The organism is Catellatospora coxensis, from assembly GCF_016862635.1.
Classification (GTDB): domain Bacteria; phylum Actinomycetota; class Actinomycetes; order Mycobacteriales; family Micromonosporaceae; genus Catellatospora; species Catellatospora coxensis.
Window position 1 is genome coordinate 1 of sequence record NZ_BONI01000026.1, and the last position, 24,098, is coordinate 24,098.

At 70.9% G+C, this 24,098-nt stretch carries 18 protein-coding genes; 5 read left to right on the plus strand and 13 right to left on the minus strand.

Annotated features, from left to right (window positions below; genetic code table 11):
- Positions 1-55: 55 nt before the first annotated feature.
- The 4 genes from Cco03nite_RS16715 to Cco03nite_RS16730 form a co-directional block, all read right to left on the minus strand.
- Complete coding sequence (locus tag Cco03nite_RS16715; protein WP_203693026.1) at positions 56-1,462, minus strand: ABC transporter substrate-binding protein; 1,407 nt, start codon at positions 1,460-1,462, stop codon at positions 56-58.
- Positions 1,459-2,781 (minus strand): hypothetical protein, encoded by a 1,323-nt coding sequence (locus tag Cco03nite_RS16720; protein WP_203693027.1) that lies wholly within the window; start codon positions 2,779-2,781, stop codon positions 1,459-1,461. The genes Cco03nite_RS16715 and Cco03nite_RS16720 overlap by 4 nt, the downstream gene beginning before the upstream one ends.
- A 129-nt stretch (positions 2,782-2,910) precedes the next feature.
- Positions 2,911-4,323 (minus strand): radical SAM protein, encoded by a 1,413-nt coding sequence (locus Cco03nite_RS16725; RefSeq protein ID WP_203693028.1) that lies wholly within the window; start codon positions 4,321-4,323, stop codon positions 2,911-2,913.
- A 454-nt stretch (positions 4,324-4,777) separates the two neighbouring features.
- Positions 4,778-5,377, minus strand: a complete 600-nt coding sequence (locus tag Cco03nite_RS16730; RefSeq protein ID WP_203693029.1) for a hypothetical protein — start codon at positions 5,375-5,377, stop codon at positions 4,778-4,780.
- 352 nt (positions 5,378-5,729) lie between these two features.
- Between Cco03nite_RS16730 and Cco03nite_RS16735 the strand changes: the two genes are divergently transcribed.
- Positions 5,730-6,383 carry a DUF6357 family protein gene (locus tag Cco03nite_RS16735; protein ID WP_203693030.1) on the plus strand — a complete coding sequence of 218 codons (654 nt, stop codon included), beginning with the start codon at positions 5,730-5,732 and terminating at the stop codon, positions 6,381-6,383.
- A gap of 201 nt (positions 6,384-6,584) precedes the next feature.
- On the opposite strand, the gene Cco03nite_RS16740 is transcribed toward Cco03nite_RS16735, so the two are convergent.
- A complete protein-coding gene (locus Cco03nite_RS16740) occupies positions 6,585-7,427 on the minus strand; it encodes a CHAP domain-containing protein (protein ID WP_203693031.1) in 843 nt (280 codons plus the stop codon).
- Positions 7,428-7,566: 139 nt separating this feature from the next.
- Complete coding sequence (locus Cco03nite_RS16745) at positions 7,567-8,838, minus strand: M64 family metallopeptidase (protein ID WP_203693032.1); 1,272 nt, start codon at positions 8,836-8,838, stop codon at positions 7,567-7,569.
- 197 nt (positions 8,839-9,035) lie between these two features.
- Here Cco03nite_RS16745 and Cco03nite_RS16750 point away from each other — a divergent pair, with 197 nt between their 5' ends.
- The 3 genes from Cco03nite_RS16750 (at position 9,036) to Cco03nite_RS16760 (ending at position 14,877) form a co-directional block, all read left to right on the plus strand.
- Positions 9,036-9,989: a LysR family transcriptional regulator gene (locus Cco03nite_RS16750; RefSeq protein ID WP_203693033.1), complete on the plus strand. Its 954-nt coding sequence runs from the start codon at positions 9,036-9,038 to the stop codon at positions 9,987-9,989.
- A 112-nt stretch (positions 9,990-10,101) separates the two neighbouring features.
- Positions 10,102-10,731, plus strand: a complete 630-nt coding sequence (locus Cco03nite_RS16755; RefSeq protein ID WP_203693034.1) for a DUF2690 domain-containing protein — start codon at positions 10,102-10,104, stop codon at positions 10,729-10,731.
- A 150-nt stretch (positions 10,732-10,881) separates the two neighbouring features.
- Positions 10,882-14,877, plus strand: a complete 3,996-nt coding sequence (locus Cco03nite_RS16760; RefSeq protein ID WP_203693035.1) for a GDSL-type esterase/lipase family protein — start codon at positions 10,882-10,884, stop codon at positions 14,875-14,877.
- Positions 14,878-14,934: 57 nt separating this feature from the next.
- Here the strand turns inward: Cco03nite_RS16760 and Cco03nite_RS16765 are convergent, their stop codons facing one another.
- A complete protein-coding gene (locus Cco03nite_RS16765; protein ID WP_203693036.1) occupies positions 14,935-15,825 on the minus strand; it encodes an AfsR/SARP family transcriptional regulator in 891 nt (296 codons plus the stop codon).
- A gap of 232 nt (positions 15,826-16,057) precedes the next feature.
- On the opposite strand from Cco03nite_RS16765, the gene Cco03nite_RS16770 reads away from it, so the two are divergent.
- Entirely contained in the window at positions 16,058-18,841 is a 2,784-nt protein-coding gene (locus Cco03nite_RS16770) for an AfsR/SARP family transcriptional regulator (RefSeq protein WP_203693037.1), read from the plus strand.
- A gap of 12 nt (positions 18,842-18,853) precedes the next feature.
- Here Cco03nite_RS16770 and Cco03nite_RS16775 read toward each other — a convergent pair whose 3' ends face one another.
- The 6 genes from Cco03nite_RS16775 to Cco03nite_RS16800 form a co-directional block, all read right to left on the minus strand.
- Positions 18,854-19,966: a purine-cytosine permease family protein gene (locus Cco03nite_RS16775; RefSeq protein WP_203693038.1), complete on the minus strand. Its 1,113-nt coding sequence runs from the start codon at positions 19,964-19,966 to the stop codon at positions 18,854-18,856.
- Between the two features lie 95 nt (positions 19,967-20,061).
- The gene (locus Cco03nite_RS16780; RefSeq protein WP_203693039.1) at positions 20,062-20,850 is read right to left on the minus strand and encodes an ABC transporter ATP-binding protein; all 789 of its coding nucleotides are present in this window, start codon (positions 20,848-20,850) and stop codon (positions 20,062-20,064) included.
- 4 nt (positions 20,851-20,854) lie between these two features.
- Positions 20,855-21,853 carry an ABC transporter substrate-binding protein gene (locus Cco03nite_RS16785; protein WP_239167431.1) on the minus strand — a complete coding sequence of 333 codons (999 nt, stop codon included), beginning with the start codon at positions 21,851-21,853 and terminating at the stop codon, positions 20,855-20,857.
- A 41-nt stretch (positions 21,854-21,894) separates the two neighbouring features.
- Positions 21,895-22,782, minus strand: coding sequence for an ABC transporter permease (locus Cco03nite_RS16790; protein ID WP_239167432.1), 888 nt, complete (start codon positions 22,780-22,782; stop codon positions 21,895-21,897).
- Positions 22,783-22,945: 163 nt separating this feature from the next.
- Positions 22,946-23,725 carry a cupin domain-containing protein gene (locus Cco03nite_RS16795; RefSeq protein ID WP_203693040.1) on the minus strand — a complete coding sequence of 260 codons (780 nt, stop codon included), beginning with the start codon at positions 23,723-23,725 and terminating at the stop codon, positions 22,946-22,948.
- Positions 23,709-24,062 carry a cupin domain-containing protein gene (locus Cco03nite_RS16800; RefSeq protein WP_203693041.1) on the minus strand — a complete coding sequence of 118 codons (354 nt, stop codon included), beginning with the start codon at positions 24,060-24,062 and terminating at the stop codon, positions 23,709-23,711. Before Cco03nite_RS16800 ends, Cco03nite_RS16795 begins: the two co-directional genes overlap by 17 nt.
- Between the last annotated feature and the right edge of the window lie 36 nt (positions 24,063-24,098).

The following is a 24,098-nucleotide window of genomic DNA, read 5'->3' on the forward strand; positions in this document are numbered from 1 at the left end:
CTGTTGGGCATGGCATTCTCCTCAGCTGCGAGTCGGGTCGAAGGAAGGGACCGAGTCAGGCCGCAGGTGTTCTGTCTCGGCGACGAGACCCGGCCAGCGCTGAGTCATCCCGCAGGTGCACGTCCTCGAGCCTGAGCAGGTGGTCGGGATGAGGGCGCAGCCCGTGCACATGCGGCCGGGACGCGACGACCGAGGCGCCGTTGCGCAGGTAGACGGCCGGGACGAGGTGGCTGAGCCGTGCCACCGCCCGCTGGTAGGCCTGGAGCCGCCGCTGCGGGTCGAGCGTTGTGCGAGCCTGCAGGAGCGCATCGTCGACGACCTTGTCGCGTATCCCGGAGTAGTTGCTGCGCCCGCGGCTGTGAAAGCATTCGGTCAGGAAGATGTCGGGGTCGTCGCTGACCGCTGCGCCCACGAGGGCCATGTCAAACTGCCTCAGCCTCAAGCGTTTGATCAGCTCACCGGGTGGCAGCAGTTCCGGTCGGCAGGCGATGCCGGCTTCGGCCAACTGGTGGCACAGCATGTCGATCGCCACGGGGTTGTAGGCGGCCTCGGCCACCAGACCGAGCGTTGGCCGGCCGCCCGGCCCGGCCGCGTCCGGGCGGTTGTGGCCGTCATTGGCGCGTTCGAAACGTGAGCACGGCGCGACGGGGCCGCGGGGCACCTGGCCGACACCCTGGTGCGCTCGTGCCAGCACCGCGGCCGGGTCGATCGCGGCAGCGGCCCGGCGGCGAAGACCACGAGAGCGGGCTGCGGACTCGACCGTGTTGAACACCAGCATGTTGATCGACAACGACGGGCAGGTGCGCACCCGCACGCCATCGACGATCCCGCTGCGGGCGGACAGTTTGATCACCTCGTAGGGGCACTCGTAGGCGACGTCCACCAGGCCTGAGGCCAGCGCCTCCCACGTCGCCGCACCGTCGCGGAAGGTCCGCATGATGATGGTCTGCGGACCGGGGTGCTCGGCTTGCGGCTTCGCCATGGTGATCTGGTCGTGACCGACGTCGACCAGCCGGTAGCCGGAGCCCACCGCTGCCCCCCGCTCCCAGGAGGGCGGCGATACCAGCGCCGCCTGGGCAAGGGCGAGGCGTGCGGGCAGCGACGCCAAGGGCTGGTGGGTCCGGACGGTGACCGAAGTGCCGTCGCTGTCGACCTGCTCCACGTCGGTGTACAGGCCGAGCATCGGCACCAGGCGGCGGATCAGGTTGAACGCGACGGCGTCGGCGTCTACCGCGGTGCCGTCCTGAAATGCCCGGCCGGGCGGCACATCGATACGCCACAGGGTGCCGTCGGCGGACGCCGACCATGCCGCGGCTTGGCCCCGACGTCGCCGGTGCCCGCGTGGCGTCGTGAGGATGCCCGGGTACAGGTGCCTTCCGACCTGACAGTCGGCGAGGGTGCGCCAGCCGTCCGGCGACAGCTGCGTGATGGCGTCCTCGACGGCGACCACGATGCTGTTCATGCGACCAGCGCCGAGTCGATATAGCGGCCGTAGTCGCCGACTGAAGGCAGAAGTTCGGCGTAGCGATACCGGCCAGCGAGGACCGGCTGATCGAAGGTGACGGTGCCGTCCGTCATGACCGCGTGCGCCGCGTGCGGGTCGGCGACGTCATAGCCGCGCAGCATGAACTGGGCGATGTCGAATTCATGCCGGGCCAGGACCCGGTGTACTTCCTCGTCGTAGGGCCGGCGGGCGCTGTCGTCGAGGCCGTCCAGCAGCGCGTTTACCGTGGCGCAGGCGCTGTCGGCCAGTCCGGGGATCTGCCGCAACGGCATCGGCAGGTCGTCGGTGATGCCCAGTGCGCATCCCCGCGCAGTGAGCTTGAGCCGTGCCCCTAGTGCCGCGAGATAGGCCAGGGTGCGCGGGCGCGCCACCTCCGGTTCGTCGCGGGTGAGCGCGACCCGCACCAGGCACTCCAACGCGATCGTGTAGGTGGTGTGGAGCATCGTCTCCATATCGCGAAGATCGTTTTTGAACGCCGACAGGAATCGCACGTCCGCCGAAAGGTCCGGACGCTCGGTCGCGAGATAGAGGGCGAGCTTCACATGGCAGTTCTCGTGGAAAAGCTGCGCTGCGGTGGCGGCGACGTCATCGGAGTCGAGCCGTTCCTGGGACAGGCCCACGATCGCCGTCGCCGGACAGTCGAGCCGCGTGCCCATGGAGACCCTGAACCCCGGGTGGACTGTGACGAAGACGGTGTGAAGGTTGTCGAGCAGAATGGCGTAGGCGTCCTGGTCATGGGACTTCAGCAGGTCCAGCGCGCGGTCGATGTGGGCGGCGACTCGATCGAGGTCGGCCGGCCCCATCGGCAGCCTTCCTTGCGGGAAGCCGGGTAGGCACTCCTGAACGCGCGCGGCCATCCTCGGGCTGGATGCGACCGCCTCAACCGGCACCACACGCATTCCGTCGGCAGTCCGGCGATGGGCGATGCCTGCCGGCGGGAACACATCCGGCAGCTCGGCATGCAGGTCGGCGAGCAACGCCGTCTCCTCGGTGTAGTAGCCGAGCAGCTCAGGGCTTGCCGACGCGTCGACCCACCGCAGTCCTCGCGCCAGGGCGTCGACCCAAGCTCTGATCGACGTCACGTAGTACGGATCGATCCCGTGCTGGTCGAGCCGGTCCATGACCGACCGCACCGTGCGCGTGAAGCCGGCTGAGGCGGGGCAGAGCGCGTCACAGCGATCGAGGACGTCGGCGTAGGAGGCCTTGCGGCCTTCGGCATGACGTGAGCGCGCTGTATCATATGCGGCTCGGTCTGACAGGACGGGATCGAAGAACATGGCGGCACCGCACCTTCCGGGCAGTCGAGAGGGGAACATCGATTGCGTGGCGGCCTGTCCGGCCGCAGGGCTGTCCCAGCCGCCGGGCGTATCGCCGGCAGCAGGTTGTCGTCGGCGGCTCACCTCATTTCATTGCACTGCCACGACCGGCAGCTGGAGTCGGCGAGGGGCATCGTGCGATGGCGAAGCCGGGTGTGATCTGGCCCAAGCCTTCAGATACTGCGGGCCGCGCATGTCCGGACAGCCCTTCACACCGGTCGTGAACCGCGACAGCGGGCAGGCGATGCCGCCGCATGGGACGCGATACTGGCAGCCGGTGCAGCCTTGGTCGGTGAGGGCGTTCGAACCGGTCCACAGAAGGTTCTTGCCATCATCGATTACCAGCGCGCCATCCGGATCGATGCGGCCTACCTGGTTGCGCTCGTTGTCGAACACGACCGTGCACTTGTACAGCGACAGGTCGGAGCCCACGACGAACCAGTTCGGCTTGCCGGCGTAGCACGCACTGCCCATGATGCCTGGCAGCCGGTCGTACGTCGTCGTGCGAACCCCCTGTTCGGCGAGAAGCCGGTTGAGCACGAAGAAGTCGACCTCACGTGTCAGGCTGGAGGCGCATCCCGGCAGCGCGTGCCCTCCGCTGACGGTCTGCCGGTCTGATGACCAGATCTGGTGGATGTCGACGAGGAACCGGGCATCGTCGCGGATGAACCCGAGGGCGTCCGCGTCGTCGACCAGCGTGAGGATGGAGTCTCGATCGGTGTCGCGTACGTTGCACCGCAGCACGCAGTGGAACTTCTCATCGCTTTGTGCCATCGCGCGCAGGTTCTCGACGATGCGCCGGAACGTCGGCAGTCCACCGGCGGTCTTGCGCTGCGAGTCGTGAACCTGCGCCGACCCGTCGATGGTGATCTGGTAGCCGACGACACCTGCGTCAAGCAGTGAGGTGAATAGCGCCGGCCGCAGCAGCGACCCGTTGGTCGAAATGCTCGCCGCGTACGGCAGACCGCGGCCGGCGACCGCCTGCAACGCGCGCTGCGACAGCCGTAGCACGATGTCCGCGCACAGCAGCGGTTCGCCGCCGAAGAACGCGAGCCCGAATTGCGGAGCGACCGACGCCGCGTCGTCGATCGCTTTCTCCAGAGCAGCCACGTTCGCGTCGGCCATCCGGCCCTTCGCAAACGACTCATAGCAGTAGGTGCACCGGAAGTTGCACTGCTCGGTCGGCATGACGATGAACCCGTGCGAGCGTTGCAGCGCCGCGGCGATGCGCTCGAGCACCAGTCGCTCGGTTGGCGCCGCCCGCTGTTCCTCGATCAGGAATCCCGCCGTGTGCAGGGCGTCGCAGAGGCCGCTGTCCAGCGCTGCAGGTAACTCGAATGGCGTCGTGATCCCACTGATCGAAGCCACGGCGTCGGCGTGATCCCGGTCGACCGGCAAGGTGACGGCAGACGCGAAGTTCACGGCTACGCCACCGTGGTCGTTGCGGAGAAACCTGGCGTCGGGACTCCACCGCCACAGCGACTCAACGCGGTTCTGAACCATGACAGGAACCCTCCGTCCGGCTGTCCACCAGGGAGCCGAAGACAGATTATCGAGCCGATGACCTGCGGGAACTGTATTCGTTAAATTGCTAACCCGTGCGTTTTGAACTCACGATGCGGTCGCTTGTGACCACTTGTCGGCGCGGACCTGTGCCGGATGCGCATGTCCGTCGGCCGTGGTCCGGCGCGTGCCAGCCGGCCGTGAAGGGTCCAGGCCGGACATCCGCCTCGGGAAAGGTTCCGGATGCTGCCACCGATGGGGGCCAGCCCTGCCGATGCCGGTCGTCTGCCTCGACGCGGGACGGCGTGGCGAGCGTCGGGTCCACCGCGGCGTCCACCACGCCGGGGCGCTGCTCGTCGCGAAACGGGCTGTGCCGGAACCGGCTTGTTCCGGCACAGCCCGCGCGGTGGTGCTGAGATCTTCGAGACCTGGTGATAGGGCCCAGCGCCTCGGATCAGACGCCGTCTTTGACCAACGCCAGGCAGTGCTGGGCCATGGTGACCAGTTGCTCCTTGGTGATGTCGAACCCGGTGATCTGGCCGTTGGCCAGGTGCCGGGAGGCGCTCATGAAGTTGTCGGTGTCGGCGACGTGGCCCAGGCCGAGGCCGTGCCCGATCTCGTGGGCCCAGGTGCGCCCGTCGGCGTTGCCGACGGTGCTCTTGCGGCTGATGAGCGACAGGCTGGACACCGCGCCGCCGGTCACGGACTCGCCGTTGGCCCCCGTCGGAGTGACGGTGGTGGTCTGCATGTTCGGCGCGTCGACGATCATGTCGCAGAGGAAGACGACGTACCGCTTGCGGGCGCCGTTGCCGCCGACGATCTGCCGCGCCGCCTGCAGCATGACCGGCACGGTCGCCTGCGAGGTGCGGATGCAGTAGCGCTGGTCGTAGATGGCGCCGTCGGGCCGGTCGAGGTACTTGATCTCGACGTCGAACTTGACGTCCCATCCGTTGACCTGGAATGCGGTCTCGGCGGTGCCGAGCAGCATGCCGATTTTGGCGACGTCGTTGAGCGGGTTCGGGACGACGAGCGTGATGGGCAGAGTCTGGGGCATCTGGTGCTCCTCACCGGGCAGGGAATCGGATACTGGTGAGAGCCGGCGCGCCACAACGGTGATACGTCGCAGATGCGATAGCACTGCGCGGCGATCGATCTTGCGAGGGACCTGCTCGTGATGCGATCACGGTGCAGGGCGTCGGAGTTCGGCGCTGTCGTCGGACGGCGAGCCGGCCAAGCGAGGAGCGAAGAAGGTCATGCACAGTTCAGGAGCAGATCGGCGCCGACGGCATGGGCGAGGCCTGGCGAGCGGCCGGCACGGTGCTCGGCCGTGAGCGGCCAGGGCTGCGCGAAGGCTCTGCTGAGCCGGCTACACTGGCGCGACTGTCACACGTGAATGAAGGACGCACATGGCCCGCCCCTACGATCCCGGTCCGAAACAGTTCGTCTTCGCGGTCGGTGACGGCAACGACCAGCAGGTCTCCGTGGGCGACCCGCAGGAGGCCTACGTAGCGTTCTCGGGGTTCTTCCGGGGGCGAGAGTCTGACATCTACGCCATCAGGGATGAACCGGCGGGGCAGAGTCTGGTGCTCATGCCCCGTGCAGGGGTGATCTCCCGGGTCAACGATGCGGGCCGGCCCCGGACGGAGTACCTCCAGGTCGACAGGGTCAATCGCTACCTTCCGAGCGCGATGCTGTTCTTCGAGAACGGATATGCCGGCCTCGACCGCTTCGGCCAGTGGTTCGACGACCTCGCCGACCTCGACGCGTCACCGGAGACACGCGGTGCCGCCCGCGCCGCCACGTTCACGACGGAACCAGCGGCGATCGAAGAAGTCGCTCGGATCTGGGCAGCCTCGGGCATCGTCGACCCGAGTGACCAGTACTACGTCTTCTTCGACTCGCATGGCGTCGACGATGACCGAGCCGACCGAGCCGAACTGCTCAAGCTGATCGAACTCCTCGGTCTCGAACGAGTCGCCGCCCCGAACGACGCAGCCGGGGGCGAGGTCTGGGTGCGCACGGACACGCGCCTCGACGCCGAATTCGCAAGGTGGTCGTGAACCTGTGCTGCGAGGGCTGCATCAATCTCCGTGATGCCCGCCGCGGTTCCTGGCGACCATGTGCACCCGGTGCGGTTCTGGGCGGGCCTGACCTATGACAGACATCACGGAGGAGCGCCACGATCCGCCGGGCGTATGTCGGCGGATCGTGGCAACCCGCAGCTCAGTCCTGCGGCAACGGGTCTGCGAAAACCTTCGGGATCACTTGAAACGAACGAACTGGGAGAACTGGCTGTTGGCCGTGCCCACCGACACCGTGCGGTGGCTGTAGGCCGACCCGCCGTTGTAGTTGTACTCGTCGACCTCGAACGTGCCGTTGGAGTTCACCCTGGTCACGAACGCGACGTGCCCCCAGGTGCCGCCGAGGCGGACCGCCACGTCGCCGGCCTTCGGGCTGCCGTACACCGGAATGCCGGCGCTGCGGGCGGCATTGGCCCAGTTGTTCGCATTGCCCCAGTGGACGCCGTCGTAGTAGTTGTGGAAGGCGACGCCCAGGCGGCTGCGCACGGCCCACGCCGCGAAGCTCGTGCACTGGCCCTTGTAGAAGTTCCACGGGTCGACACCGGTCGTCTGCCCGCGGTAGGGGTAGTCGTCCTTGGCGGGGTAGCTGTCGCCGCCGCCGGCGGACACGGGCTGGTGCGAGGCGTTGTTGTTCTTCAGCGAGGCGTTCAGGTTGACCTTCGCCCCGGACGCGATGTCCTGGGACGTGCCGCCGAAGTCGCTGTTGTAGTACACGCGGATCGTGCTGCCGGTGCGGTTCCACGCCGACGCCGCGTTGTTCTTGACGCACAGGCCCTGGCCGTTGCCGGCGCTCTTGAACTCGTAGCAGGTCGGCTGGGTGGCGCCATAGTCAGCCAGCGACGATCCGTGGTCGGAGATCGACCCGGCGAAGTCGCTGTTGTAGTAGTAGCAGAACTCGCCGCTGTCGCAGACGCCGTCACGCGAAGCCGCCTGGGCCGGTGTCGCGGATATGCCGACACCGGACACCGCGATGGCGATCGTCACGCCCACGGCGCGCAGCGCGCGCCCCACTCTCCCTGACATGTTGCCTCCCCGGGTGGGAACTGGATGGACAGTGAGGCGAATGTACGAAGCCGACTTACACACTTCGTACATTTCCGCTACAGATGGGATGCAAGCGCGAGGCGGCCCGCAACATCACCCAAAGTGGCCCCCCGACCGGTCACGGTGCGGTGTAGGCGAAGGTGTACGAACCGGAGCCCGACACCGACTGCAGCAGGTACGTGTAGTACCCGGCGGTGCCGCTGTAGGTGAGCGTCTCGTCGGGGCCGCCGGTGGCGGCACTGGCCACGACCGCCCACGCGGAGCCGTTCCACTTCTGCAGTTGCAGGTTGAACTCGGCTCCGGCGGGCCCGTCCAGGCAGGCACGGTGAGTGCCCGAGGCTGCGGTGTAGTAGTAGGTGCCGTCGGGCTGGTACGCCGAACCACCGCTGGACAGGCTGCCGGTCCGGGTGTTCTGGTATCCGGCACATCCGCCGCCACCGCCGATCTTCGCGCGGATGGCCCGGTCCATGGCATCCAGGCCGACCAGGTTGAACGGCTTGCCCAGCGTGCGCATCAGCGAATCCTGCGAGGGCCGGTAGATCCCGTTGGCGTACTGGTGCCCGCCCTGATGGCAGCCGATGACCCCGCCGTCCGGGGTGGCCCGGCCCAGGTACGAGGACCACTTGGCGCAGCCCGGCGACTTGGTGACGTTGGGCTCGCCTGGTTCGCCGCCGGTGTAGGTGGTGCCCGCGGTCCAGTACTCGTCGGCGAGCCCGCCCACCGAATGGCCCAGTTCGTGGATCGCGATCTGCCCCGCCCGGGCGTTGCCGCCCGACACCGTCGCGAGACTCGGATACCCTGCGCCGCCGTACTTGGTGGTGTTGCCGACCGCGACGATCGCGTCGACGGCAGGAGCCTGCGCGGCGTACTGCTTGGCCTTGGTCTCGTTCAGGCACAGCAGCCGCTCGATGTTGCCGCACCAGAAGTACATGTCGAGGGCGGTGTCGCGGCTGATTCCCCGGGTCGGATCGTTGTCCACCCCGGACTGCGCCGAGACGACCTCGACGAGCCACACGTTCACCGAGGCCCGATGCGTGCTCCACGGCGCGGTCGCGGCGATCTCTTCCCACTTGGCCTGGGCGTGCTGGCGTAGCAGGCCCATCTCCGAGGACGTGTACCCGTCGCCGACGATGACCAGGTCGAAGCGTTCGCTCGGCGGCCCGGTGTCCTGGATCGCCACCGTCGCGGCGGCCGCGGCCGCGGCGCGGCTGTCGGGGCTGACGGCTCCGGAGCGTTCGGCGGGCAGCAGCATGGTCGTGATGGTGCCGTCGGGGGAGAACACCTCCCGCCACTGCCGGTCCTGCGGCGCGGCGGTCGCGGGCGCGGCGGTGAGGGTCAGGATCGCCGACAGCAGTGCGGCCGCGGCGAGTGGCAGGGGACTTCGGCGCATCGGCGCCTCCTCTGGGCTGGTACGGAAACGCCCGCCGTCACCGAGCCCGATACATCGATGACGGTGTGTGGATGGCGTCTCACTGTGCCGCCCGGCATCCGCGCACCGGCAATCCCGATGTGCCATAACCGCGGTGTGATGGCTGCGCCCCGCCGGCGGCCTTCCCCGCACGCCCGGGTTGGCATAACGTGCCGCTCGTGGAGCTCGAATTGCGCCATTTGCATTCGCTGTGTGTGATCGCCGACTCCGGCAGCCTGACCAAGGCCGCGACCCTGCTCGGCGTCTCGCAGCCCGCGCTCACCGCGCAGTTGCAGCGCGTGGAGCGCGAACTCGGCGCGCAGATCTTCCTGCGCGGCCGCCGCGGGGTGACCCCCACGCCGCTGGGCCAGTACCTGCTCACCCGCGCTCGCGGAGTGCTGCTGGCCATGGACGAGCTGCGCAGCGGCGCCCGCCGGCACCCGTCGACCCAGCGGCCGGTCGTCCGGCTGGGCGGGATAGCCGGCGCGGTGTCGGTCGGCCTGGCCGACCGCCTCAGCGACCTGCTGCCCGAGGCCGAGGTCCAGCTGACCACCGAGTACTCGCCCCGCCTGCTGTGGGAGCTGCTGCTGGCCGGACGCCTGGACGCCGTCGCCACGGTCGACTACCCGGGGTTTCCGCTGCGCCAGCCGGTCTCGGTCCTGGCGGAGGTCGTCGCCGTGGAGCCGGTCTTCGTCGCGATGTCGCACCAGCACCGCCTCGCCGGCCGAGACCGGGTGGAGCTGTCCGACCTGGCCGACGAGCCGTGGGCGCTGAGCCCGCCGGACGGCTCCGGCTGGCCCGACTGCTTCCTGGTCGCCTGCGAACAGGCCGGGTTCAGGCCGCGCGTGCTGTACACCGTCGCCGACGCGCAGCCGCTGCGCGAGCTGATCGCCACGCGGCGCGCGATCGCCGCCTGCCAGGCGGTCTTCGACAGCTCGGACAGCGTCGTGGTCAGGCCGCTGGCCGGCGATCCCGTGAAGATGCGGCACCTGCTGCTCTGCCGCGACGAGGGCCCGGTGGCGCACATGTTCGACGGACTGGTACGCCTGGCCCGCGAGGCGTACTCGGCCTACGCCGGCCGCCGCCCGCACTACCAGGCCTGGCTGTGCGCCAACGGGCAGTCTGGCGACTGATGCCCTGACCACGCGCGCGTGGCGGTCGTGATGGCGTTGCGATGAGGCGCCGATGGCCCGGGGGCCGAGAGTTCATCTGCTCGGTAACCGGTCCAGCAATGGGAGACACAGCATGTCGTTCAGCATTCGACGAGTGGCCGCCCTCACGGTGGTCGCGACACTAGGGACCCTGTTCTTGACGGCCGGCTCCGGTTCGGCCGCGCCGGCCGCCGCGGTCGGCGACGCCACGTCGGCCGCGGTGAGCGCCCCGGCCGGCGCCGACGCCGCCCGCATCCTCAGGGAGCTGACGCCGGGCGCGGCGACGGCCGCCGTGGACCGAAAGGCGCTGTCCGGCCAGGCCGGGGTGGGCACGCTGGCCTGGAGCTGCGGCTCCCGCTGCGACTACCAGGACCCGGCGACGTTCCCGGCCACCTACTGCGGCCAGTACTGCTACATCGCCTGCGGCGACGACGCGGTGACCATCGACACGGCCTGGCACGGCAGCGACTACATCGAGCTGCGGTACAGCAACTACTGCCAGACGATCTGGATCCGCGGCAACGCGTACGTGTGCTGCAACAACGTGCAGGGCGCCGCGATGAGCACCCACCCGTACGGCAACTACGGCACCATCTACGGCACCGTGTACCTGCCCGCGGGCAACGGCGTGCGGTACTCCAAGATGCTCAACGACGCGGGACGGTGCGGCCGCGGCCAGATCTACGCCGCCGGCAGCGCCTTCGACTGGACGACCTGCTACTGACCGCCTGCGACGGCCGGTGTCCTCGTCATCGGGGGGACACCGGCCGTCGTGCTGTGCCCGCCCACCAGGGGATGCGGCTGCGATGGCACGGTGATGGCCGGCCCTGCGACCTTGACGGCGTCCTTTCCCGACCCGCGGAACGAGGTACGCATGTCTTCCCGCCCACGGCCTGGCCTGCCGGCACTGGTGATGCTCACCGTGCTGGCGTTGCTGCCGCAGCCGGCCGCCGCCGCCCCGGCGCCACCGGCCGTCCGGCCGCCATCCGACGCCGCCCCTGCCGCCACCGCCGAGGACGCGCCGATGGCCGTCGCGCCCGCCGAACGGGACGCCGTGCTCGGCTCCGGCTGGCGCAAGTCCACCGACATCGCCTGGACCACCTCAGGTGACGCCAACGGGTTCCACATCCTGGCCGCGGCCGCCGACACCGGTTACACGTGGCGTGCGGTCGCCTCGCTGTCCGAGCCGGGGTTCGAGGCCGACCAGTGGATCGGCAACGCCTGCCTGTCCGGTTCGGGTCGACGGCTCGCGGTCGTGTACGCGCCGCGCACGTTCACCAACGAGGAGCGGCTGTTCGACCGGGGTGGGTTCGCCGCGGTCGTCGACCTGGTGTCCGGCACGGTCGTCAAGCTGCCCGTGATGTCGAGTCTGGCCTACTTCACTCCGGGCTGCGGCGCGGGCTCCACCGCCGTGCTGTCGCAGTTCGGCGGGGTCGCCGGGCAGACCCGGCTGCTGTCGGTGGACCTCGACACGGCCAAGGTCGCCGCGCCGGTCACGGTCGGCATCGAGCTCACCTCGGCGGTGCCGGTGCCCGGCGGGATCGTCGCGGCCGCCAGGGACCAGCTGGTACGCGTCGACAGGACCGGGCGGGCCAGCGGCCTGGCCCGCACCGCGGGCGTCGCGTACGGCCTGGTGCCGGACGCGGCGGGCCGGGTCGTGTTCCTGGAGCACGCCGGTGACCAGGCACGGGTCCGCCTCGCCGACGGCGCCCGCCGGTCGGTCGCGTCGACGCTGGCCCAGGGCGCGCGGACCGGCCTGGGGCTGACCCGCGCCGCGGGTGGCCGGGTCTTCATCACCGGCGAGACCGCCACCCTGCCGGCGGCGCTGCCGGCGGGGATCACCCGGGTGCCCGCCCCGCCGGCGGCGACGCTGTCCAGCCGCGGCGAGCTGGTGCTGACCCGGGTCGGGTTCGCCGGTGACAACCGGCAGCTCGCCTCGGATCCGTCGGTGCCACGTGCCGTCGCCGTCACCGCCAGGGTCCGCAAGACCGGCCGGGAGGTCAGGTTCGGGGTGCACGCCTCGGCGGCGCGGCCGGGCAGCACGCCGCCGGGCCGGCTGGCGCACCCGAAGCTGTCGGTGTCGCGTCCGGCGGGGCTGCGCGTCGCTCCCTCGCTGGCGAGCCCCGCGTCGCCGGTGGAGGACGAGACCGAGCGCTACTGCGCGGTGCCTCGCAACGATCCGCGCAACCAGGCCCTGCAGCCGCGGCCGCGTCAGGTGGAATGGGCCGTCGACCAGGCGGTCACCGGCACCGGGTACGCGTCGCGGCCCGCGAACTGGATGAACCTGGGCATGCCGGCGTACTCACCGCTGGGGCTGTTCCCGCGGGTGCCGCTGGCGGGCGGCGGCCGGGTGCCGGCGCAGATCTACCTGGGCATCGTCGCCCAGGAGTCGAACATGTGGCAGGCGGCGCGGTTCGCCGTGCCCGGCGTGACCGCCAACCCGCTGATCGGCAACTTCTACGGCCTGGAGATCTACAACAGCACTCCGGCCGACGACTGGGACATCAACTGGGCCAAGGCGGACTGCGGTTACGGTGTCGGGCAGGTCACCGACGGCATGCGGCTGGCAGGCAAGGAGAAGCCCGGCGAGGTCGCGCTGCCGTATCAGACGCAGCGCGCCGTGGCGCTGGACTTCGCCGTGAACGTCGCCGCGGGGCTGCAGATCCTGCAGCGCAAGTGGAACGAGACCCGGAACGCCGGGCTGGTCGTCAACGACGGCGACGCGGCCAACATCGAGAACTGGTTCTACGCCGTGTGGGCGTACAACAGCGGGTTCTACCCGGAGTCGACGGCGTCGCAGCACAACGGTGCGTGGGGCGTGGGCTGGGCCAACAACCCGATCAACCCGAAGTATCCGGCGGGCCGCCCGGCGTTCCTGGCGAGCAGCTACGACGACGCGCGCAATCCGCAGTGGTGGCCGTACCCGGAGAAGGTCATCGGGTTCGCGGCGTACCCGCCGAGCCTGCCTGACGGCGTGGACACGCTCGTGAGCGCGTACCGGGCGGCGTGGTGGGGCGGGGCGTCGCCGCTGATGAACCGGCTGCTCGCCAAGCCGCCGGTCGAGCTGTTCTGCGACACCACCAACACCTGCCAGCCGGGCGGGCAGTTCCCGCCGCAGGACCCCGAGGTCGTCGGAGAGCCGGCCGGGCCCTGCTACCACAAGAACATCTTCAACCAGTACGACCTCAAGTGCTGGTACCACCGGCCGGCGCAGTGGAAGACGTGCGTCGACGACTGCGGCTACGAGCTGCTGCGCTTCGACCCGGGCTGGGAGTACCAGCCCGACGCGGCGTCCTACCCGCCGCGCTGCGACCGGGGCGGCCTGCCCGGCGGTGCGCTGGTCGTCGACGACGTGCCGGACGGGACGCCGTCGGTGCGGACCGGGTGCACGCCGCCGACGAGCAACGGCACGTTCGAGCTGGAGTTCGGTGGGTCGGGCGGAACGTACCCAGCGAAGATCGACTTCCATCAGATCGGTGGCGGGTTCGGCGGGCACTTCTGGTTCGCCCACACCCGCCCGGCCGGGGCCGACGGCGGGAAGATGAAGGTCAGCGGCACGTGGGCGCTGAACCGGCCGCTGGCCCAGTGGGTGCGGTTCATGGTGCACCTGCCCGACCACGGCGCCCACACCCGGCTGGCGGCGTACGAGATCGATCTCGGCGGCGGGTTCACCGGCCGCAAGCGCATCGTGCAGCAGCGGGTGCAGCAGAACCGGTGGGTGTCGCTCGGCGCGTTCCCGGTCAGCGGGGTGCCGCGCATCCGGCTGACCAGCGACGCCGGCGACGGCACCGGCGAGGAGGACATCGCGTGGGACGCGGTGGCGTTCGAGCCGCTGGCGCAGCGTCCGCGGCACCAGATCGTCGCGCTCGGCGACTCGTACGCCTCCGGTGAGGGCGCCTCGTCGACGGGCGGGGAGAACTACTACCGGGAGACCGACGTCAAGCAGAAGATCTTCGTCGCCGGCGACAACGAGAAGATCCTCTACCAGAACCTGTGCCACCGCTCGGAGTACGCCTGGTCGCGGCAGGCGGTGCTGACCGACGACGGGCGCTCCATCGGCGAGCGGGCCGACACCTGGGATCCGCAGATGGACTTCCACCTGCGGGCGTGTTCGGGTGCCGAGTCGGAGAACATCCTGCCGTACTACTCGGTGCCGGCGGACGAGCTCAAGCCGCGCAACGGCGACGGGCAGATGGGCGACTACCGGTTGTGGGGTGAGCCGACCCAGCTGGACCAGGGCTATGTCGACGAGTTCACGACCCTGGTGACCCTGTCGATCGGCGGCAACGACGCCCGCTTCGTGCCGATCCTGACCGAGTGCATCCTGGGGTCGGACTGCAAGAACAAGGTCCTCGACGGTGACACCGAGGTGCTGCGGATCGCCGAGCCGGCGTACCTGGCAGGGCCGTTCAAGGCGTCGGTGGTGTCGGTGCTCAGGGAGATCCACAAGAAGGCCCCGAATGCGAGGATCATGTTGATGGGCTATCCCCGGCTGCTGGAGGACACCCTCGAATGCGACCTGCTGTTCGGCGACCTGGACGTCGACTGGCTCACCGAGACCGCCGACCTGGTCGCCGCGCGGATGCAGGACGCCGTGGTCGAGATCAAGGGGGAGTTCCCGGGACTGCAGGTCACCTTCGCGAACCCGATCTCGGACTTCAGCAGCTCCGGCGTGTGCGGCGCGCACGAGTCGATCCACCGGATCGTGACCGTGCTGACCCCGGGTGAGGAGGGCCCGCTGCCCGGGTTCTTCCCCGAGGGATGGAACGCGCTGGGCAAGTCCCAGCAGTCCTTCCACCCGACCGTGTCGGGCGCGAACATCTACGCCCGCCGCATGCGCGACACGCTCTACGACCTCTGGGGGATGTGACCCGGAACCGACCAGGGCCGGGACAGGGCGGATCCTGTCCCGGCCCCGCCGGTGTGCTCACGGCCGCCGGACGCTGACCTGTCCGAGCAGGACGTGCACGATGGCGGACAGGTCGGCGACGGTGCGGCCGAGGCTGTGCAGCAGCTCGCTGTGGGCCAGCCCGTCGAAGCCGGCGTCGGCCGGCGGGTCCGCCTCGGCGCCGAGCAGGCGGCGCTCCTGGGCGAGCACGTCCTGCCCCGGCTGCAGGCCGAGCTCTTCGGCCAGCCGCGCCCGGAGCGTACGCAGCGCCTGCAGCCCGTCGGCGGTGCGCCCGCAGTGGTGCAGCGCCTGCGCCAGCCGCACGTGCAGCCCCTCGTGGTAGGGGTACAGCGCCACCCACGAGGTGAGGTCGGCCAGGATCCGGCCGTGCCCGGCCCGCGCGAACTCCAGCACGACGAGCCGTTCGATGGCCCGCATCCGGGTCTCGCGAAGGCTCGTCGCCACACCGCGCAGCAGCGCGGAGTCGGCGTCCTCGAGCGCGTCGCCCTGCCACAGCGCCAGCGCCGCGCGCAGCCGGGCCACCGCGCGTTCGGCCGCGCCGCCGGCGGCGTCGGCCTCGGCCTGCCGGCACAGCCGCTGGAAACGCAGCGCGTCGACCCGGTCGTCGTCGAGTTCGAGCATGTAGTGCGGCGGCCGCCGGACGACCGAGAACGCCAGCCCGGCCTTGGTGATGCTGCCGGTGAGCAGCCCGACACAGTTCTGGACCTGCTGGCGGGCGGTGGCCGGCGGCTCGGTGTCCCACATCGCGTCGATGAACCGGTCGACGGAGACCAGTCCGTTGGCATTGAGCAGCAGTATCGCGAGCATGCGGCGATGGCGCGCGCCGGTCACCGGCCGGTAGCCCGCCGCCGACCGGAACGTCATCGGGCCGAGGATGCGGAAGTCGGTGGCAACGTCTGACTCGGACATCGGACTCCTTCACGGGCACGCTGTTCGGGCGAGCGTGAGATCTCTGGTCGGCGTCGGGAGCCGCCCTCGCCGACAGGACTATTGAGACGATCGAGCGATGGTCCATCTTGGAGACGAGGTGCTGCCACGGTCTTACCATCGCGCTACCATCGCGCTACCATCGCCCGGATGACGAGCCTGGCCACCTGACACCGGCCCGGCCACCGCGGCGTTGCATGCTCGGGGAAGTGACGTGCTGGAGTTCCGGCTGCTGGGCCCGTTCAGTGCCGTGGACGGCGGCGGCGGCACGGTGCCGCTGGGCCGCCGCCAGGAGCGGCTCCTGCTGGCCCTGCTGCTGCTGGAACTCGGCAAGGTGGTCAGCGTCGAGCGGCTGGCCGAGCTGATCTGGACCGAGGAGCCCCCGGGGCTGCCGCGCAGCACGCTGCGCAGCTATGTCGCCCGGCTGCGTGGCAGCCTCGCCCCGCACGGGCTCACCATCGCCACCCACGGCGGCGGGTACGTCGTGGACGCCGACCCCGCGGCCGTCGACGCGCACCGGTTCACCGCGCTGCTGCGCAGTGCGCAGGGCGCTGACGAGCCCGCCGGCCGGATCGTGCTGCTGGAGCAGGCACTGCGGCTGTGGCGGGGCCCGCTGCTGACCGACGTCGCCGATGCCGCACTGCGCGGCAGGATCGGCGGCAGCCTGGAACACCAGCACCTGCGCGCCGCCGAGCTGCTGGCTGCCGCCCGCATCGACGTCGGCAGGCTGGACGAGGCCATCTGGCAGCTGCAGCAGCTGGCCGACCAGCACCCGACGCGGGAGACCGTCGCCGAGCTGCTGATGCGGGCTCACGACCGGGCAGGCAACGCCGACGCCGCCCTCGCGGCGTTCGACACCGTACGTCACCGGCTGCGCGAGCAGCTGGGTGTCAACCCGGGCGCGCAGCTGGTCGCCGTGCACGCCGAGATCCTGCGGCGCGGTTCGCCGGCGGTGCCGGCGGCGCAGCCCGCCGCGCCTCGCCGGCCCAGTTCCGTGCCCCGGCAGCTGCCCGCCGACATCGGCGACTTCGCCGCCCGCGGCGACGACCTGGACCGCCTCGACCGGCTGCTCGCGCACAGCGGCCGCCCTGGGCCGCCCGTCGCCGCGATCGTCGGCATGGCCGGCATCGGCAAGAGCACCCTGGCCGTGCACTGGGCGCACCGCGTCGCGGGCCGGTTCCCCGACGGGCAGCTCTACGTCAACCTCAACGGGTTCGACCCGGCCGGTCCGGTGCCCGCCGAGGACGCCGTGCGCGGCTTCCTGGAAGCCCTGCACGTGCTGCCGAAGAGCCTGCCCACCGGCCCGTCGGCGCAGGCGGCGCTGCTGCGCAGCACCCTCGCCGACCGCGACGTCCTCGTCGTGATCGACAACGCCCGCAACGCCGACCACGTACGCCCGCTGCTGCCCGGGACCGCCCGCAACATGGTCGTGGTGACCAGCCGCAACGATCTCACCGGCCTGGTTCTCGGCGGGGCCGCCCACATCGCGCTGGACATCCTCGACGCACGTGAGGGCAGGGAGATGCTGGTCCGCCGGCTCAGCCCCGAGCGTGTCGCCCGTGAGCCGCACGCCGTCGACCAGCTCGTCGAGCTGTGCGCGGGGCTGCCGCTGGCGCTGGCCATCGTGGCCGCGCACGCGACCGTGCAGCCGCGGCTGCCGCTGTCCCGGCTGGTCGCCGAGCTGCAGGAGGCCCGGGGCAGCCTCACCGCGTTCGCCGGGTCCGACGTCACCACCGACGTGCATTCCGTGTTCTCGTGGTCCTACCAGGCCCTGCCCGCCGACGCGGCGGTGCTGCTGCGGCTGCTCAGCCTGCATCCCGGCCCGACCCTGGACCGGCAGGCCGCGGTCAGCCTGACCGGCTGGCCGTCCGACCGGGCCCGGCATGCGCTGGCCGAACTGGTCCGCGCGCACCTGGTGCTGGAGGACCGCCCCGGCCGGTTCGGGCTGCACGACCTGCTCCGCGCGTACGCCGTGGGCCTGCTGCAGCAGACCGACGGCGAGGTGGCCCGGCAGGCCGCCACCGGCCGTCTGCTGGACCACTACCTGCACAGCGCGTACCGAGCCGACCGGGCGCTCGACCCGCACCGCGACACCATCACCCTCACCGACGCGGCCACCGGCACCGCCGCCGAGGTGTTCACCGGACCGGCCGACGCCATGGCCTGGTTCCAGCGCGAGCACCAGACCCTGCTGAGCCTGCTCGAGCAGCCCGCGCTGCGCGCATCACCGGCCCACGCCTGGCAGCTGGCCTGGGTCGTGGCCAACTTCCTCGACCGGCACGGGCACTGGCACGACCTCGACCACACCCAGCAGCAGGCGCTGCGCTCGGCCCGTGCCCTCGGCGACCTGCCCGGCCAGGCCCGCTGCTGCCGGATGCTGGCTCGCTGCGCGGCGCGGCTCGGCCGGCACGACAAAGGGCTCGAACATCTGGCGCTCGCCCTCGACCTGCACACCGCGCTGGGTGACGGGGCCGGGCAGGCATACACCCATCTCAACATCAACCTGATGCTGGAGGGGCAGCGGCGCTGGCCGGAGGCGCTCCAGCACGCCCACCACAGCCTCCACCTGTTCACGGCGGCCGGCGACGTCGTCGGGCGGTCGCGGGCGCTCAACGCCATCGGCTGGGGCCTGGCCCACCAGGGCCGCCACGCCGAAGCCCTCGACCACTGCAACCAGGCGCTGGCCCTGCACCGGCACATCGGCAGCCACGCCGCCGAAGCCGACACCTGGGACAGCGTCGGCTTCATCCATCTGCAGACCGGCGCGCTGGCCCACGCGGCCGACGCGTACGGCCAGGCACTGGATCTGACGCGCCGGCTCGGTGACCGCTACGAGGAGGCGATGGTGCTGCTGCGGCTGGCCGACGTGCGCGACCGGCAGGACGACGGTCCCGCCGCCCGCGAGCTGCGCACCCAGGCGCTGGGGATAGCCCAGCACCTGGACCACCTCAGCGCGGCCGACGTCTGGGCCGTGCTCGACCGGACCGCGGCCGGCTGACCGCGTTCGCGGTCACCGGGCCGGTCGGGCCGGCGACGCCGGTCGGACGGATCGCCGCTGCCGGTGGACCTGCCAGCCGGTGGCGACCACCGCGATCGCGAGGCCGGCCACCGGCCCGGCCGGCGAGCCGGCGACGGTCAGCGCGGTCGCGGCCAGCCCGGCGGGCAGCCAGGTCCAGACCGCTACGAGCCGTGCCGGGTGGCCCAGCCGTCGCCGCCAGCCCTCGACGGCCATCGGGATGATCAGCGGTGGCAGGGTGGCGGCCAGTACGGTCAGCCAGGTGAGCAGCGCCCGGTCGAAGCGCGCCGCGGCCAGCGTGCCGCCGAGGATCGCGACGATCGCGATCCCGGCGGTGGCCGGCAGCCGCGGCCACACGGCCCGCAGCGCGAGCGCGCCGGAGAAGGTGGTGGTCAGCGCGGGCGCGAAAACCCCGACGGTGACGAAGATGTTGCCGTAGACGGCGACGCCCGGCGCGCTGGCCAGCACCGCGACGACGTCGGCGCTGCCGGTGCGCAGCCAGACCCCGGCGCCGGCCGCGGTGACCAGGATCGCCGGCCCGACCAGCAGCGCCACGCAGATCGCCAGGTCCCGCCGGGTGGCCAGGCCACGGCTGAAGTCCGGCGCGCGCAGCGCGAACACCGCGACGTAGCCGCCGATCGCGGCGATGTCGGCGAGGGTGGCCCAGCCACCCGGGTCGGCGGTCACCGGCGCGCTGTCCGGGCGCAGCAGCAGGACGCACACCGCGACCAGCGCCAGTGCCGCGACCGTGGTCAGTACGGCGATCCGGTTGTTCCACCGGCCTGGCAGGAACGACGCGGCCAGCACGGCGCCGGCCAGCAGCAGCGCGCCGGCCGGGCCGGGCAGCCCGGTGACCTTCGCCAGCGACGCCCCGCCGAGGCCGACGTTGAAGCCGTTCCAGCCGATCATCGCGGCGGCGAGCACCGCGCCGAGCAGGACGCCGGCCCGGTCCGGCAGGTAGCGCGGGGCCAGTTCGGTGAGGGCGGCGTTCTCCCCGTACGGCTGGCGCAGCCCCAGCGTGCCCTGCCCGAACAGCAGCGCCGCCATCAGGATCGCGCCCGCGAGCAGCGCGAGCAGCGGGACGGCGCCGTCGTGCCGGCGGGCCATCCCGGCGCCCAGGATCAGCGCGGCGGGCGCGGCGCCCAGTCCGAGCCAGGCGCCGGCCGCCGCGCTCCATCGGCGGGCCGGCGCCGGTGCCCCGGTCAGTGGTTCGCTCCGGCCCCGAGCAGGCCGCGGATCTCGGTGGCGTACCGGTCGAAGCGCTGGTCGGACATCACCTTGGCGTATTCGCGCTCGGCCGGCAGGTCGACGTCGATGGTTCGCATGATCCGGCCGGGCCGGGGGCTCATCACCTCGACCCTGGTGCCGAGAAAGACCGCTTCGGCGATGGAGTGCGTGACCAGCAGGATGGTGGTGCCGGTCTCGCGCCAGATGCGGTTGAGCTCGGCGTTGAGCTGTTCGCGGGTGAGCGCGTCCAGTGCGCCGAACGGCTCGTCCATCAGCAGCACCGACGGCTGGTGCAGCAGCGCGCGGCACAGGGCCACCCGCTGCTGCATGCCGCCGGACAGCTCGTGCGGCAGCGCGTCCTCGAAGCCGGTGAGCCCGGTGAGGGCGATCAGCTCGTCGGCGCGCTGGGCTGCCTGCCGCCGGTCCATGCCCCGGATCTCGGCCTGCAGCAGGATGTTCTTTCGCGCGCCGCGCCAGTCCAGCAGGGCGGCGCGCTGGAACACGTACCCGATCTCCTTCTGGGCGCCGGTGACCGGCCGTCCCATCAACGAGACCGTGCCGGAGGTCGGCGCCACCAACCCTGCGACGATCTTGAGCAGGGTGGACTTGCCGCAGCCGGACGGGCCGACGATGGTCACGAACTCGCCGGGGGCGACCCGCATCGTGACGTCGTCGACCGCGACGGTCTGGGTGCGCTTGGATTGGAAGCGCACGGTCAGTCCGGTGATGTCCACCGCCGTCGCGGCCGTCGATGAGACGGTCATCGGTTCAGCCCTTCGTCGCGAACGTGCCGGACCAGTACTTGCTCGGCGCGCCCGCGTCCTTCAACTCGGCGTGCGTGGTCATCAGGGTGATGGTCTCGGTCCACTTGGCCTCGGCGTTGACGCCCGGCGCCGCCGTGTCGACCAGCGGCAGGCACAGCGTGAGCTGCTTGATCAGCACGTCCTTGGCCGGCTCGTTCTCGGCGAGCTTCTCCATCGCGGCGGCCGCGCCCGGGATGTCCTTGGCCGCCTCGGCCCAGGACTTCTGGGTGGCCCGGACGAAGGCCTTCACCAGCTCCGGATCCTTGGCCAGGGTGTCGTCGTGCACGACCAGGCCGGTGCCGAGCAGGTTGAGCCCGAAGTCGGCGAACAGCAGGTGGTCGACCTTCTTGCCGGTCTTGGCTTCGATGGTCGGGGCCTGGTCGTGGAAGAAGCCCTGGATCGCGTCGACCTTGCCTTCGGCCAGCGCGGCGATCTTCCCGGCCGCGTCGACGTTGACCACCTTCACCTCGGCCGGGTCGACGCCGTTGGCCTTGAGCAGGGCCGGGAAGGTCGCATACATCGCGTCTCCGGGTGTGCCGCCGACGGTCTTGCCCTTGAGGTCGCTGATCTTCGTGATGTTCTTGTCGGCCAGGAACTCGACCGACGACGGCCCCTTCTGCAGGAACACCCCGACGCTCTTCACCTTCATCCCGGTGGTGATGGCCTTGAGCAGCGGGGGAGTGTCGGCCCAGCCGAAGTCGGTCTGCTGCTGGGCCACGGCCTGGATGGTCTTGCCGGAGCCGCCGCCCGCCTTGATCGTCAGGTCGATGCCTTCGGCCTGGTAGAAGCCTTTGTCGAAGCCGTAGTAGAACGGCGCGTGCTCGCCGTACGGGACCCAGTTGAGGGTCAGCGTGACCTTCTTGTTCTCGCCGGGTGCGGCGGGCTGGTCGTTGGTGCCCGGTGCGCAGGCGGCGGCGCCCAGCAGCAGCGCGAACGCGGCCGCCAGCATGGGAAGTCTTCTCATTGGTTGGTCCTCCTAACGCGGCGACGGGAGGCTGATCCCCGTCAGGACGTGGTGAGCGGGACCCCGGACCGCCTGCTGGCGTGCCACGGGATGAGTGCTGCCTCGATCCCCTCGACGATCGCGAACAGCACGATGCCGATCAGTGACATGAGGAAGAGGTCGGCGAACAGCAGGGCCGAGTCGAGGTTGCCGTTGGCAAGCAGGAGCACGTATCCCAGGCCTTCGTTCGCGCCGACGAACTCGCCGACCACGGCGCCCACCACCGCGAGGGTGACGGCCACCTTCACCCCGGCCATCAGGTGCGGCAGGGCGTTGGGGAATCTGATCTTTCGGAAGGTCTGCCACGGGCTGGCGCCCATGGTCTTGGACAGGTCCACCAGTTCGGGGTCGGTGGACCGCAGCCCGGCCACCCCGGAGATGACCACCGGGAAGAACGCGATCAGCACCGCGAGGATGATCTTCGGGGCCAGGCCGAAGCCGAACCAGACGATCAGCAGCGGAGCGATGGCGATCTTGGGGATGACCTGGGCGAACAGCACGATCGGGTAGAGCGCCCGCTCCATGGTGCGCGAGTAGGCGATCAGGACGGCGGTGAGCAGGCCCAACAGCACGGCCAGCACGAAGCCGATGACGGTCTCGTAGAGCGTGACGTAGGTGTTCAGCCAGAGGAACGCCCGCTTCTCGACCATCGTCTGCCACACCTGCGCCGGGGTCGGCACCAGGTAGTGCGGGACGGTGCCGCTCTCCGACAGCGCCCACCACCCCGCGAACACGATGCCCAGCAGCAGCGCGGGCCGCCACAGCGCATCGCCGAACCGGACCAGCCGGGTCAGCGGCTGGACGGGAGTCCGCAGGGCCAGCGTGGGTTGACCGGCCGCGCGCGCCGACGCGCTGCCAACGGTTGAACCACTGGCTGATCCATCGTGCACGGGGACTCCTCCCGGACGGACGGAAAGTTTCCTGGCGATTGCCGGGAAGCGCTTTCCGATGAACGGACACTAGAGAGGATGTCCCCATCAGGCAAGGGCTGCGCCCGAAGGTATCTTAAATATTTACATGATACGTTTGCAGAGCCGCGGAGGAGCCGGCTCGCTACCGGATCGGGTAGGTGTCCAGCAGCCCGCACATGCCGTGCCGGCCCTGCTCGCCGGGCGCGGCGAAGCCATGCACCGCGGCGTCGGCCAGATGATCGGACCGCCCGGCGGCCAGCGCGTCCAGCTGGGCGGCGGTGTCCTGCGCCGCCCGCAACGCGCCCGCGGCGAACCGCTCCCGCCATCGGGGCAGGTGTGGTGCCACCAGGCGGGCGGCCGCGTGGTGGAAGTCGCGCAGCGGACCGAGGTCGCCGGCGTCGGCCGCCGCCCGTAACCGCTCGAACCCGAGCACCGCGAGATCGCGCCGGGCGTACGCGGCGGCCAGCGTCGCGCCGGGCGTGCCGTCGGCCGGCGAGGCGTCGTCCGGAGCGCCGCCGCCGGGCAGGGTGGCGGCCGCGGCGTACCGCTCCGGGTCGGCCAGCACCGAAGGCGGGAACGTCAGCACCGCGTCGCCGGCCTCCGGCAGCCCGCTGTTCTGCATCAACACCGTGATCTCCAGGCCGCCGTGGTTGACCAGGCGATGGATGGTGCCCGGGGTGAACCAGGCGAGCGTACCGGGACGCAGCGGCGTCTGCCGGAAGCCGCTCATCGTCAGCGTCTGGACCGCGCCGGCACCGGCCTGCACCACGTACCCCTCGGTGCAGCACAGATGCAGGTGCGGGGTGCCGCCCACCAGGCCGTCGGGCGCGGTGGTGTCGTACACCCGCAGCTGCGAGACGCCGACCCCGCCGGGCAGCGGCGCGATCGCGGCCGGGGAACCCGGCTCAGTCGAAGTACTCATCGGCGTCATTCGCGGCGGGCAGGCAGACCACCAGGGCCCGCAGGTCACCCAGCGCCCGGTGCCGGGTGCCGGGCGGGATCAGGAACGCCGACATCGGCTTGGCCGGATGCCGTACGCCGTCGAGCTCCACCTCGCCGACCCCGTCGAGGATCACGTACACCTCGGTCGCGATCCGGTGGTGGTGGGTGATCGCCTTGTCGACCTGCAGCAGGTGGACGCTCACCGCGCCGCCGGACTCCCGCGCGAACGCCCGCCGGGTCGTGCCGCAGGAGCACTGCCTGGGGGCGATCTCGTCCAGCGCGATCGCGGCGCTGCCGGCCGGTTCCGGGGTCGTCATCCCGCGGCTCCTCATCGTCGGTTGCGCTTGAGGCAA

Bases quoted from the DNA above. Each gene is read 5' to 3' on its own strand.
- Cco03nite_RS16735 (WP_203693030.1), top strand. From the start codon at position 5,730: ATGGCCCGCCCCTACGATCCCGGTCCGAAACAGTTCGTCTTCGCGGTC.
- Cco03nite_RS16730 (WP_203693029.1), bottom strand. From the start codon at position 5,377: ATGCCCCAGACTCTGCCCATCACGCTCGTCGTCCCGAACCCGCTCAAC.
- Cco03nite_RS16745 (WP_203693032.1), bottom strand. From the start codon at position 8,838: ATGCGCCGAAGTCCCCTGCCACTCGCCGCGGCCGCACTGCTGTCGGCG.
- Cco03nite_RS16715 (WP_203693026.1), bottom strand. From the start codon at position 1,462: ATGAACAGCATCGTGGTCGCCGTCGAGGACGCCATCACGCAGCTGTCG.
- Cco03nite_RS16725 (WP_203693028.1), bottom strand. From the start codon at position 4,323: ATGGTTCAGAACCGCGTTGAGTCGCTGTGGCGGTGGAGTCCCGACGCC.
- Cco03nite_RS16795 (WP_203693040.1), bottom strand. From the start codon at position 23,725: ATGAGTACTTCGACTGAGCCGGGTTCCCCGGCCGCGATCGCGCCGCTG.
- Cco03nite_RS16765 (WP_203693036.1), bottom strand. From the start codon at position 15,825: ATGTCCGAGTCAGACGTTGCCACCGACTTCCGCATCCTCGGCCCGATG.
- Cco03nite_RS16740 (WP_203693031.1), bottom strand. From the start codon at position 7,427: ATGTCAGGGAGAGTGGGGCGCGCGCTGCGCGCCGTGGGCGTGACGATC.
- Cco03nite_RS16775 (WP_203693038.1), bottom strand. From the start codon at position 19,966: ATGGCCCGCCGGCACGACGGCGCCGTCCCGCTGCTCGCGCTGCTCGCG.
- Cco03nite_RS16780 (WP_203693039.1), bottom strand. From the start codon at position 20,850: ATGACCGTCTCATCGACGGCCGCGACGGCGGTGGACATCACCGGACTG.
- Cco03nite_RS16720 (WP_203693027.1), bottom strand. From the start codon at position 2,781: ATGTTCTTCGATCCCGTCCTGTCAGACCGAGCCGCATATGATACAGCG.
- Cco03nite_RS16785 (WP_239167431.1), bottom strand. From the start codon at position 21,853: ATGAGAAGACTTCCCATGCTGGCGGCCGCGTTCGCGCTGCTGCTGGGC.
- Cco03nite_RS16760 (WP_203693035.1), top strand. From the start codon at position 10,882: ATGTCTTCCCGCCCACGGCCTGGCCTGCCGGCACTGGTGATGCTCACC.
- Cco03nite_RS16755 (WP_203693034.1), top strand. From the start codon at position 10,102: ATGTCGTTCAGCATTCGACGAGTGGCCGCCCTCACGGTGGTCGCGACA.
- Cco03nite_RS16800 (WP_203693041.1), bottom strand. From the start codon at position 24,062: ATGACGACCCCGGAACCGGCCGGCAGCGCCGCGATCGCGCTGGACGAG.